At 34.8% G+C, this 12,586-nt stretch carries 11 protein-coding genes; 4 read left to right on the forward strand and 7 right to left on the reverse strand.

Annotated elements, in window-relative coordinates:
• Nucleotides 1–15: 15 nt before the first annotated feature.
• Together IEV57_RS02750 and IEV57_RS02755 are read right to left on the reverse strand one after the other, a co-directional pair.
• On the reverse strand, nt 16–1,269 hold the full coding sequence (locus IEV57_RS02750; RefSeq protein ID WP_188439433.1) for a hypothetical protein: 1,254 nt from the start codon (nt 1,267–1,269) through the stop codon (nt 16–18).
• Nucleotides 1,270–1,400: 131 nt separating this feature from the next.
• Entirely contained in the window at nt 1,401–1,625 is a 225-nt protein-coding gene (locus IEV57_RS02755) for a hypothetical protein (RefSeq protein ID WP_188439435.1), read from the reverse strand.
• Nucleotides 1,626–1,850: 225 nt separating this feature from the next.
• Between IEV57_RS02755 and IEV57_RS02760 the strand changes: the two genes are divergently transcribed.
• Nucleotides 1,851–2,666, forward strand: coding sequence for a hypothetical protein (locus IEV57_RS02760; RefSeq protein ID WP_188439437.1), 816 nt, complete (start codon nt 1,851–1,853; stop codon nt 2,664–2,666).
• 276 nt (nt 2,667–2,942) lie between these two features.
• Nucleotides 2,943–3,659 carry a head GIN domain-containing protein gene (locus IEV57_RS02765; RefSeq protein ID WP_188439439.1) on the forward strand — a complete coding sequence of 239 codons (717 nt, stop codon included), beginning with the start codon at nt 2,943–2,945 and terminating at the stop codon, nt 3,657–3,659.
• Nucleotides 3,660–3,724: 65 nt separating this feature from the next.
• Here IEV57_RS02765 and alr read toward each other — a convergent pair whose 3' ends face one another.
• The 3 genes from alr to IEV57_RS02780 all read right to left on the reverse strand — a co-directional run bounded on the left by alr (nt 3,725) and on the right by IEV57_RS02780 (nt 8,200).
• Nucleotides 3,725–4,882 (reverse strand): alanine racemase, encoded by a 1,158-nt coding sequence (gene alr / locus IEV57_RS02770; protein WP_188439441.1) that lies wholly within the window; start codon nt 4,880–4,882, stop codon nt 3,725–3,727.
• Nucleotides 4,876–6,870 (reverse strand): hypothetical protein, encoded by a 1,995-nt coding sequence (locus tag IEV57_RS02775; RefSeq protein ID WP_188439443.1) that lies wholly within the window; start codon nt 6,868–6,870, stop codon nt 4,876–4,878. Before IEV57_RS02775 ends, alr begins: the two co-directional genes overlap by 7 nt.
• Nucleotides 6,871–6,979: 109 nt before the next feature.
• On the reverse strand, nt 6,980–8,200 hold the full coding sequence (locus tag IEV57_RS02780) for an ATP-grasp domain-containing protein (RefSeq protein WP_188439445.1): 1,221 nt from the start codon (nt 8,198–8,200) through the stop codon (nt 6,980–6,982).
• Nucleotides 8,201–9,020: 820 nt separating this feature from the next.
• Here IEV57_RS02780 and IEV57_RS02785 point away from each other — a divergent pair.
• Entirely contained in the window at nt 9,021–9,425 is a 405-nt protein-coding gene (locus IEV57_RS02785; RefSeq protein WP_188439447.1) for a GxxExxY protein, read from the forward strand.
• 289 nt (nt 9,426–9,714) lie between these two features.
• On the opposite strand, the gene IEV57_RS02790 is transcribed toward IEV57_RS02785, so the two are convergent.
• Nucleotides 9,715–10,551: a helix-turn-helix domain-containing protein gene (locus tag IEV57_RS02790; protein ID WP_188439449.1), complete on the reverse strand. Its 837-nt coding sequence runs from the start codon at nt 10,549–10,551 to the stop codon at nt 9,715–9,717.
• Nucleotides 10,552–10,622: 71 nt separating this feature from the next.
• Entirely contained in the window at nt 10,623–11,168 is a 546-nt protein-coding gene (locus IEV57_RS02795) for a carboxymuconolactone decarboxylase family protein (protein WP_188439451.1), read from the reverse strand.
• A 200-nt stretch (nt 11,169–11,368) separates the two neighbouring features.
• Between IEV57_RS02795 and IEV57_RS02800 the strand changes: the two genes are divergently transcribed.
• Nucleotides 11,369–12,574 carry a bifunctional alpha/beta hydrolase/OsmC family protein gene (locus IEV57_RS02800; RefSeq protein ID WP_188439454.1) on the forward strand — a complete coding sequence of 402 codons (1,206 nt, stop codon included), beginning with the start codon at nt 11,369–11,371 and terminating at the stop codon, nt 12,572–12,574.
• Nucleotides 12,575–12,586: the final 12 nt, after the last annotated feature.

Here is a 12,586-nt window from a genome sequence, read left to right on the forward strand (position 1 = left end):
ATAGTTTAATGTTTCCTATCTGTTAAATGGCAGCTCATTTACCCAATGAAAACCTCTGTTCATTAAGAGATAATCCTTTTTCAACTTTCGTTTTGCGGTGATTTGATATTTATTGGAGCTAATTTCTCCATGGATTTTATAATTTCCATCCTCCAACTCAGTAAGAATAAATCGATACGGATCTTCCTGTTCTTGACTTTCAATAAAATTGATTTCTCCTTCATTCCATATGTGCTCGATGGTATAATAGTTCTTAGTTTTGGCTTTATTTAAAGTCATGATGGTCTTACCCTGAATAAAAATTTTATCCCAATGTGCTGATTCTGAAAGACCAGGTTTATTTTCAATCTCAAAGGAGATCACTTCGTAAACTCCTTCCCATTCATTGAGGAAAGTTCGAAAAGATTGACTTCTCACATGCCCTACTGCTAAACTTAAGGGAATAAGCCCTACAAGAATGATTTTTGCAGCAATATATGCCCCCTTTTTCCATTTGGTATTGAAGAAATATAAAGTAGGTTTAATGCGCACTTGCTGATGTAAAATGAAGAAACCAAACAATGCCTTTAGACTTGGTAAAAGAATCAAAATAGAAAAGAATAGGAGATGACCTGAGAAGAGTTTGACAGGAACATCAAATGCAAGATTAACGATAAAAATATTAGTGCAAACAGCTATCGAAACCAACGCTCCTAAAATGGCTGTTCTTCTAAATAGCAATAAAAACCCTGCTAAAATCTCAGAAACACCCATAAATCCTTTGTACAAATCTGAATATCCAAAAAATCTCCATGCAAGACCCATTGGGGAAGATTCACCATAAGTTGATTCTAATGCGATTAAAGACATACTTGGAAACTGTCCTTGTAAAAACTTGACCACTCCATAAGAGATTAATGTCAATCCAACAAAGTATCGGGCATAGATAATCATCCAATTGTACAATCTGTTGATATGATCATGCTTTCTGACGAAAAAATAAAGAATCAGCGCCACAAGAAATCCAAGTGTAGCATAACTTATCAGTGCAATGTAATCGACCGTAGTATCTCCACTTCCATTCATAGCGATATATTTCAAATCTATGAATCCCAAGATTTCTCTACCAAAAAACAATGTGAATTTTGCTTTTAAGGCCTCTACATATTTACTGAAAAACTCATAACCATAAGGAATGTAGCTGGCTGGAAAAGGAAAGCAATAGATGAAAATGTAAAGACTTGTGAAAAGCTTTAGAAAATTGATCGAAGTTCTACAGAGTTGATTCATAAAGAATGGTTTATAATTCAACAAATTAAGACAAAAATCACTTTTTGCTTATCTTAAAAATTCTAAACACCTCTTAAATATTCTAAAAGCGATTCATGATATCACAAGACCGATGTCTTACTTTCATAAAATCAGGTATCCACTTCATCTCGTTTAGCTGGTTTTCCATTATCAGAAGAGTTCTTCTCTTCTTTCCCTTCACTATTTTTGTATTCTTCTTTTCTAGGTGGTCTTGCTCCCTTAGATTCTCCTGGGGTGTCTCTATTGGAGCCTTTATCTACTCCACTATCACCCTTCTTTTTGACCATTAAAATAGATGGCAGCACTCTTTTGAATTTGTTGATCGAAGTAAGCATGTTGGCTTTGATTTAGTTACAATTCATTTCATTCAACAAACTCAATAATCGATCCACATCCCAAAGGTTCATAGGTTCTAAAATATTAATCTGACTTTAGGGAATTTCTCTAAATTTTATAAACTGAATATCATACCAATAGCAGGTAAAATAAAAATAAAACCATCATTCTGGCACCTTATTAATTCTTTTTCGTAGAAATAAGAAGATAAAAGAAAAACAGCTATGCGAAACTCCTCAAAAAAAATTGCCTTGTTTTTATTTGTAATTCCTTTTCTTTTTAGCTGCACCGCACATTATGTAGCAACATGGCAAAATTACGATGAAGGTGCCGTCATTACTGAAAACAATAATTATACAATCAAAAATGACACAATAGGGGTCTCTCACATATTTAATAATCCAAATGGATCTATCTCGCTTAGAATTGAAAATTATACTGATCAATCCATGTTAATTAACTTAACAAAATCTGCTCTTGTCATTAATGGTAAAGCTTACAACTATATAGATGGAAAATCCACCTTTTTTGGAAGGTTGGATTACTTTGCAAGTCCTGTAATCCCGACTACAGGAACTTTTGAGGGAGAAATTTCTTCAAAGACAAATACAATATTTATCCCAGCAAAAACTTACGTAACTGGACAGTTCACTAATATCAGACAGGAACTTTTAAATGAAGTAGGGGATAATTATAAGGGAGTCAGTGGAGACTACCCTGTTTTCAATCAACATATACCTACCAAAATTATTTTTTATAAAAAAGAAGAAAGTCCACTTAATTTGACGAGTAATATCAGTTACTCTATTTTAGATGACAAGAATAATCCTGTGTTTACAAACCGAGTTACACAAAGCTATTATTTGTCAAGAGTTGCAAAAGCAAATTCTTTGTCAAACCAGCAATTAAATAACAATTTACTCACACGTGAGGACATGTCGAGCTATAGCATTACGAAAGGGGAAAATACAGCGGGGGTGTTAATTCTTTTGGGAATCGTTGGTTTGGCTGTACTTGCTGCAGATGTCGACGAGCAATGATAAAATTTAGCCATATCCACTTTTACAATAGTAGTCAAACAAAATGCTGTTATTTAAATCAATAGAAGCACTGATAACTAATCGACCGATAACGACAGCTATTATCCGCATGATTATTTGTGAAAAAAATCATATACTAAAGTCATTGTAGCTAATCATTTTACATAATAATATTGGTATTTATCTACTTTTTTCTAATTTGGATCGGTTGAAAGTCAAAAAACCAAATTTTGTCCGTTTTAGAACATAAATTTTAATCTTGAAAAATCTTATCTTATGAAAAACTCGCTCTATCTCACATCTATATTTTTAATGTTACTTTTCTATTCTTGTGACTTTCGTGTCTCCGAATACAAAGGAGAATCCATTGAAAAGGAAATGGATATTAAAGAATTTTCAAGTCTTCATGTAAAAGGAGCATTTGAAATTATTCTTATTCAAGGAGATAAAGCAGAATTGAGATTTGAAGGAAATGAGGAACTAATCAATGAAATTGAAATTGATCAAATTGAAGATCAACTATCCATTATCTTAAAAACGGACAAGAGCAAGACCTTCAAAAAAAATGAACTGAAAATTTTTATTACTTTGACAACCTTAGAAAATTTAGTTTTTGAAGGAGTGGGAGAGATTAAAACTGATGGATTTCTTGCGATTGAAAAAATTGAAATCAATGGCAAAGGGGTTGGAAATATAGAATTGAATCTTGATGCACAAGAAATAATTACCGAACTCAACTTTGTCGGCAATATGAAGCTTGTAGGATCCGCAGAACAAGTTTTTCTCTCAAATGAAGGTATTGGAAATATCGATGCGGCAGAATTGATTGCTCAAAATATGGAGATTATAAGCAGTGGAATCGGAGCAGTTTCAGTTTACTGCGAAAATGAATTGTCAATAGAAGTTAATGGTATTGGAAGTGTCACCTACGCAGGAAACCCAGAAGTAATCTCTGAAAAAGTCTCCGGCATAGGCAAAATCAACCGTAATTAACATTTACTAATTTTACAATCTGTCACGACGGACAAGTTTTTTCAATTTTGTAATCTTCCAATCCATTATTTCACAACTGTTCTTGGAATAGCAGCAGGTAATCTACTTAACATTTCATTGTTGAGAAGTTGCGTACTGTTGGTGAAACTGGATACATTGATTACATTATTAATTTGTCTCCCAATTAAAACCACTTCGTCGCCAAGAACCGCTTCTTTGATGTGTGTAATGTCAACCATAAAAAGATTCATGTTGATCAAACCAACGATAGGAGCTTTTTTTCCATGAATCAAAACATGTCCTCGATTGGATAGCGCTCTTGGATAGCCATTTGAATAGCCAAGCGGCATCACTGCGATGGTCATTTTGTGCGTAGCTTGAAAAGATGTACCATATCCGATGAATTCGCCTTGTTCCACGTCTCGGATATCCATGATATCTGTTTTCCAAGTAAATATACGCTTGAGTGAAGCATCTGCTTTTTTATTAGTTTCATGCAAATGCGCATAATAGATATCTGGGCTAGGCCAAAACCCATATTGCGCTACGCCAATTCTAACCATATCATATACAGTATCTTTCATTGCCAAAGCTGCAGCAGAACAAGCGATATGTCTGATATTTGGGACGATTTTCTTTTCCTTACATTGTCTTAAGAATGCCTTGTAACGCTTGTGCTGCATGTCTATCTTGAACTGATTAGATATCGATTCTGCTCCCCCAAAATGTGTGCAAAGTCCCTCAAAAATAAGATGCTCACTATTTTGCTTCAGAAAGGACAATACTTTTAGAAATTCCTTTTGAGGGAGTCCAGTTCTATTGGCACCTGTTTCCACTTCAATATGTACTTTGGCTGGCTTTCCTAGTTTTTTTGCAGCTGCAAGTGTTTTTGGAAGCCTTTCAAAGTTGTACACAAAAAACTCAATATCATGTGCTATAGCCCACGGAATATCCTCTTCATAGATAATTCCCATAATCATAATCCTACTTGAAGGAGAACAAACACTCAATACTTCCTCAGCTTCAAAGCTCGAGGCAACAGAGAAATGATCTACTCCACATTTCTCCGCCATAGGAACAAAGGTTCTGATTCCATGTCCATAAGCATTTGCTTTTACTACTGATGATACGATTACATTTTCGCCGATTTTCTTTTTGATAAAGTTGATATTGTTTTTGTATGCAGATTGTTTTAATTCAATCCTTGAGGAATGTTTTACCATATTTTTTTTGTTTCCAGCCAAGTATAAGCACGTCCCCAGCTTTCCCTAGCCAATTTTCTGATTTTCTGAACTTCTTCATCTGGAACGTTATCCATTTTGTCTGTAGCCTCCAAATTATTATAATGAAAGGCATAAATCCTTGCTGCAAATTCATGTAAAGGCAAAGATGATTCACCATATATTTCTCCATTTCCATAAACAGAAGGCTTGATATTTTGCCCCCAATCTTGGCGACCCTCGTTATTGGGATTAAGAAAATAGGCTCTGTATTTTCCTTTTGGATCTTTATCAACACGAAGCAATGAAATGGCATGAAAACCAAGCATATCACCTTTCGAACTTGTGATAAATATCCCCACAGGATTCGGATATATTAGCCTGTGTCCTCCATTGTATTTTGGATGACACATGGCATAGAATACCTTGATAAATCCATCAAAATCTACAATTGCATTGAATAAATAATCATAAGCAGATGCAAAGCCAATTTGAATCCATTGCCCGTAAAGTGCAGGATTTACCCATTTATGTGGATCTTCTGCTCTTCCTGAGGCGTTGAGCATCATTTCATTGTAGATTTTGTCTAGCATTGGAACCAAGGTTACCGATACGGCATCTAGGTTATGATCGAGATTTTGGACCAAACCTAAACCAACCTCTGATGCTTTGATCTCTTGCGCTTCAAATCTAAAAGTAAGATCATTGTAAGTGGCAGCAGTCTGAACCATATTTATTAGTTTGGCAGGAGCGTGCTGACTCCACATACTAATTCCACGGGCACTTTGACAAGTGGGGTTATTACCCTGACCGACGCCAAGAGGCTGTCCTAACACGCGGAATAATGCACCCATCAAATATTGTAGTGCACTCACTTTCTCATGTGGTGTTTTTGTTGATTTTAAGATTCGCTCCTCTACCTCAGGGTGAATTGTGACAGTAAGCATATTTGCTAAACCAGACCGGACAGCTTCCCTTGAGAATATCCCTGATTCTAGCATTTTAGCAAGACCGTAAATACATTGTGCATTAAAGGGATGAATCGTCTTGAGAATCAAGGTTGAAATAAACTTTTCATATTCCCTCCACCTAGCAGTTCCTGCTTCTGTCAGTCCTAAGCAAAAAGGAACGAGATTTTTGTGCCCATTTTCTATTAGAAATAATATCAAAACGGGATGATATTGGCTTACTAACCCAAAGCTCAACATCGACTTACTCATCGCAATTGATTCTTCCTCTAATTGCTCTTTGGATAGTTTCTTTAAAGATATTTTATACTCTTGATAATTCGTATTGACAGTTTTTATCGTTGGTCGATAGATGCATCTTTGAAATTTTAGCAATCTTGAATCTAAGTCAACTGTAGGGTCCAATTCAATTTTTTCTTTGACTAAAGCGATTATTTTTCGCTGTTTCTCTGTAACAACAGGTCTCTGCTCACAAATCAATGTAAGCTCTTCTACAAGTTTTTCTTTTACATTATCGAGTTTTGTTTTTTCAGAGATGAATTTAAACAAAGTATGCACTTTCTTCAATTCATGATCACTCATCACTAGTCGAGTTTCCTCCAAGGGCTCGTTGAAGACGAATTCCAAATTGGCTACAATAACTTCCTGAATGAAGTTTTCTGCATCATCTGAGCTACAGCCTTTTATTTTTATTTTTCCATTAGCAATAGCCAATAAGCGTAATTCACTTAAAATCTCTATCGTCGAGTTTGGGTGGCCACTTTTGAGTGTTCCATTCACCAAACTAGCAACTAACTTGGAAGGATCAGCCCAAGGTGAGCCATCAAAAATACCCGCTTTGGATAATCCTCCTATATTTTGGAAAATGAAATCGAGGCCTTCTGTTGTATCAATAAGTAAATCTATTTGGCCCATCATTTTCTGCGCCTTTTCGGGCCTAGTGAGTGCTGTCGCCTGACTAAAATCTTGTAATAGCTCTTCGAATTTTTGGTATGTATTGTCTGTAAGCACTTGATTATGCATAAAAAAGCAAAATTGATTATGATATTTATTCTTGTACTAGGTAAAATGAAAAAAATACAACCTTATTATTTGGGAAGGTTGTATTTTTCAATTGACTCAAATCAAAGTGTTAATGATAAAAATCAACATTTTCATAATGTAAAAGAAGCTCCTTCATTCTGTCTGGATCTTCACCTTTGAAATTCACAGTACCAAAATGATTACCAAAACCCTCTCGGCTATTGATTTTCTGATTGGTGTAAGGTGGAATCAAATTATGATCTAAGAAATAAGATTCTTCTTTCAATTCTTCAGGAATCTCAAGCTTATTAATCACATTCTTGTGAGGATAAATCATGACATTTCCGTAGAAATTTTTCGGTCTTGCATCCAAAGGAGGGAGGATCTCTTTCAACTCTTCTTCAGTCAAATTTGGATCATGACAAAGAACAAACGCACCTAGTGCATCAAAATCATAAGCTTTTGCAGCCAATTCTAAGATATGTCCTCCTGGAATCCTACAGGCTACTTCCCCGAAGCTTAATTCATCATTTTCTGTCAAGAACCATTCTGGGTGAATCATACCATATTCAATACCAAAGAGATCAACCAATTTTTGCATCTCTTTCATGATCTTATCACGCTTAGAATTTAAATGATGTCCTTCAGGAATAAAGTTAGAATATCCAAGCTTTACGTATTCTGTGATATTGAGGAACCTTATTTTTCCTCCATGAATAAATGCTTCGCAAGAAAACTCTGTTCCCGGCAAATGACTCTCGGCCAAACAAGGAAAATCACTTTCCTGACATTTATCTTCAATGTCTTGCATAGATCTTAAAAGCCTATGTCCAACTGTTCCCGCAGAAGCAAATGGTTTGATATGAACCCAGCTGTCTTGTTCTCCATCTATTTGTAGATTGGCTTGGTTCAATCGTTTCATGAAATTTTTAACGCCTTCTTTATTATAAACTTCCTCAAAAAGACCAACCCGAAGACCACCAATCAAAGCTTTTCTTTTCATCATTGCTTTATTGCGGAACAAAAAGGCTCGGTTGAGAACGCGTGGGTCACCTCTGTAAATAGAGTTGAGCGCTCCAGCCCATTCTACAGTCTCTTCAAATAGAGGCACTGCAACGTCTACTTCAAAAGGTTTTAATTTTTCATATAAATCCAGAGAATTCGAAGTATCACTCCACTCATCAAACTGGTAACTCACAAAAGGAATATTGTTCTCTTTTGCATATCCTTCAAAGTCAGGAAAGGAAACTACTACATAAGGTTTGTTGAGTTTTTGCATACTTTCTATCACAGGTAAACTCCAACCCATCAATGCAAAACACTTTGCCATAATTATATATTTGTTTAGTTTATCAAAAATTTATAAATAATTTCCCTCAAATACGGCTCCAATAACATGTTTTCAGCATATTAATTAAAAAATTATTTATATATGAAAAGTATTTCGTCCTATAATTATAAATAAATAGTATCTGTCAGTATAATTTAAGCTTTGGCATAATGTTCATATTGAATTTTTTCATTCTGATATTCGCACTAAAAAACTCTTTAAAACCTAAATTATCTTAATCCCTTAATGGTAAAAAATTAAAACCATTTAGAAGTTAAGGGTCATTAAGAACAATCCTTAATTTTCTTAATGCCTTAATAGTAAAAATATTGAAGCGCTTAATTCCTTAATGGTAAAATAATAGAACCATTAAGAAGTTAAGGGTCATTAGGAAAAATCCTTAATTTTCTTAATTCCTTAATGGTAAAAATATTGAAGCGCTTAATTCCTTAATTGTAAAGAAATAAGAACCATTAAGAAGTTAAGGGTCATTAGGAACAATCCTTAATTTTCTTAATGCCTTAATGGTAAAAATATTGAAGTGCTTAATTCCTTAATTGTAAAAAATAGAACCATTAAGAAGTTAAGGGTCATAAGAACAATCCTTAATTTTCTTAATGCCTTAATGGTAAAAATTTTGAAGCACTTAATTCCTTAATGGTAAAAAATAGAACCATTAAGAAGTTAAGGGTCATTATGAACAACTCTTAATTATCATAATTACCTAATGGTTAATAATTTAAACAGGTAAATAGTGAAGGAACTTTAAAAAGTATTGATTATTTTAAAGTTTTAATTGAATAACCAAAAGGAACTGATCATGACTAAAAGAGAGGTGACCCAATTATCATATGAAATTGTAGGTTGTGCAATCAAGGTTCATAAAGAGCTTGGCCCTGGACTGTTAGAGAGCGTCTACGAACACTGTTTAAAATACGAACTTTTAAAGAGCGGTTACGACGTCGCTCAGCAATTACGGGTTCCTGTTATTTATGATTCACTTGAAATGGAAATAAATTTGAGAGTGGATTTATTGGTTAACGATACTGTGGTTGTTGAATTGAAAGCAATTGAATACATCCTTCCTGTTCATGAAGCCCAATTAATGACCTACATGAAACTATTAAAAAAGCCACAAGGACTATTGATAAACTTTTTTACCGATAATATTACAAAAACAAAGAGACCATTTGTTAACGAATACTTTTCTCTGCTGCCTGAGTAGATGGTAAAAAAATAGGGACATTAAGAGCAATCCTTAATTTTCTTAATGCCTAAATGGTAAAAGATTTAAAAACCATTAAAAAGTTAAGGAACATTAATAGTACGCTTTAAAAACCTTATCGTGGAAATAAAAACCCTTAATTACCTTAATTCCTTAATGGTAAAAAAATAAAAACCATTAAGAAGTTAAGGGTCATTAAGAGTACGCTTTAAAAACCTTAATTTCCTTAATTACTTATTGGTAAAACATTAAAGCGTTTAATAAACTTAGTTTCTCAATAATTTACTTCCTATTCTTTTGATTCTCTGAATTCTCCAGGACTTAGACCAACAGCTTTTTTGAAAAATTTACTAAACTGAGAATATTCTTCATAGCCCAAATCATATCCTATGGATTTTATAGGCATGTCTGTGAATAGCAAAAGTCTCTTGGCTTCAGTCACTATCCTTTCATGAATTATTTGGAGAGGAGAAGTTTTACTTATCTTGGAAAACACATTAGACAATGTTTTGGGAGATTTGAATAGCAATTCAGCATATTCAGCCACTGTTTTTTTCTCCTTAAAATGTTCCTCAACCAAAACATTGAAAGACCTTATCAGGTCGATTTCGTCTTGCTTGCCTGAACTTTTGAGTAATTGCCTTCTTCCAAGTCTTGTCAGGCGAATGATAAATCGCTTCAATAATATGCGAAGCATTTCTTCCTGATTAGAATCATGAATAATAAATTCCTGTTGTAAGACATGAATTAGCATGCTGAGTTTTTCTTTTTCATCACTATCAAGCTGAAGGATCGCCGTGGGGTCTGACCCAAAAAAGAGTAATCCATTGCAGGACACTTCTTGATCATATGTATGAATACAATAAAATTCCCGATTGAAAAATAGAGCCACCAATTCAGTACGATCGGAGATTAACATTACCTCCTGATTATAATTAGTACAGGCAATCTGATTGGGCATCAGGCTAATTGGCAAGTGATTTACTTTCATTTTCACTTCCTTGCTTCCTTGATTCCAAAAAAACTTCAAATCCTTAGTGGCAGTTTCCAATGCAGCTGAGATATTATTGCCGGAAACAAGCGTAAATGATGACCCAATTTTTTTTTCTGAGTAGGTGTAATGCATCTTTTCGTCTTTTAAAACAAAAGCCAATCCCAAAGGGAATGGCTTTATGTCACTTAATATAAGCAGATATATTATAATTTCGGAGCTTCTGGAAAATCTACTGGAATATCAGTCGCATTATGTAGGAAATTGGTAATCGTTTTTTCACCTACATTTACAATCAGGTCTACAAAGTTTTCTTTGTTATATCCCGCAGCATAGAATTTATCAAGTGTTTCATCACTTACCTTTCCTTTATTTTCAGCAATCTCCTTTGCAGTTTTCACTAAAGCATCGAATCTTGCGTCAAAAGGTGCTGTACCCTTTCTTAAGGAAATAATTTGTTCATCTGTGAAGCCATTCATTTTGCCGATAGCTGTATGTGCAGCTTGGCAATATGAACATCCGTTGACTTGTGAAACAACAAGGTTGATCACTTCTTTCTCTTTATTGTTAAAGCTCGTTTTACCATTGGCAAATGTCGTGTATCGCTCTAAGGCATTTTCAGAAAGCGCATAAGTAGCATAAATGTTAGGAACCATTCCTACTTTTTCTTTGATGGCCGAAAGGATAGAACGATTTTTGTCTGATACATTTTCCAATGTTGGCACTTCGAATCTCTTTGTTTTAGTAGTCATAATAATTTTTTGTTTTAATGATGTGACAAAGTTGGCGGGAAATTGGCTCGGTTAAAATGGTAATAGCTCCCGTATATATGTCAATTCTTCCCGAAAGCTTATTAGTATTCAAATTTGCAAAATCGCAATCACATGCCTTGTCAGCTTGGCGACATAATTAGGGAAATGATTCAATTATCTTCAAATTCAAATCTTTTACTATGAAAATTGAACACGTAAATTTTAAAAACTCCAAGGGTCAAACCCTTTCTGGAAGACTTTATCTTCCTTTGGACAATCCCCCAAGGTTTTATGCACTTTTTGCACATTGCTTTACCTGTTCTCAGAATTTCAAGGCAGTTAGCAATATCAGCAACACACTTTCCCAATGCGGGGTAGCAGTGCTTAGTTTTGATTTTACTGGTCTTGGCACCTCAGAAGGAGAATTTGAGGACACAGGATTTTCTTCCAATGTTTCGGATCTGATTTCAGCGGCTGATTTTTTGGAGAAAAATTATGCATCACCAAAACTCCTAATTGGCCATTCTTTGGGAGGCGCTGCCGTGATTTTCGCAGCAGAAAATCTAGAAAATGTGAAAGCTATTGTTACAATTGGCGCACCTTCCGAGCCGAAACATGTGCAGCATCTATTTGAGGGAGATTTGGAAATTATTAAAAAGGAAGGAAAAGCAAAAGTGAATATTGGAGGGCGTCCCTTTTATATAAGCAATGAATTTATGGAGGATTTAGAATCCAAAAACCTTTCAGAAGTTCTTTCAAGATTGAGAAAAGCAGTTTTGATCATGCATGCTCCACAAGATCAAATCGTAGCTATATCTAATGCAGCTCAATTATATCAAAACGCTCACCATCCAAAGAGCTTTATCAGTCTTGACAAAGCAGATCATCTTCTTTCTGATGAAACAGAAAGCCGATATGCGGGGGAAATGATTAGTGTTTGGGCTAAAAAATACCTACCAACATTGATCAAAGAAAATGATACAGATGGTCATCAGGTTAAAGTCAGGCTATTTGGGAAAAGCTTTACATCCGAAATCCTCACACCATATCACCACCTTTTAGCAGATGAACCTAAATCGGTGGGTGGCGAAAATCTAGGGCCAACACCTTACGACCTTTTAATGGCAGCATTGGGAACTTGTACAGTAATGACATTAAAGATGTATGCAGAACGAAAAGGCTGGGATCTGGATGAAATCATGGTTTTTATGAATCATGATAAGGTGCACAAGGAAGACAGTCAAAATCCAGATAAAGCAGGTGCTAAAGTGAGTAGGTTTACGCGCAAACTTAAAATCACCGGAGAACTTTCAGATGAAATGAAAACCAAGCTTTTGGAAATAGCCGATAAATGTCCTGTCCACAGGACTCTGCATGAAGAAATCCGTGTAGAAACTTCTTTTTAACCAAAAATCAAA

This window comes from Belliella aquatica, assembly GCF_014637795.1.
In the GTDB taxonomy this organism is placed as follows: Bacteria; Bacteroidota; Bacteroidia; order Cytophagales; family Cyclobacteriaceae; genus Belliella; species Belliella aquatica.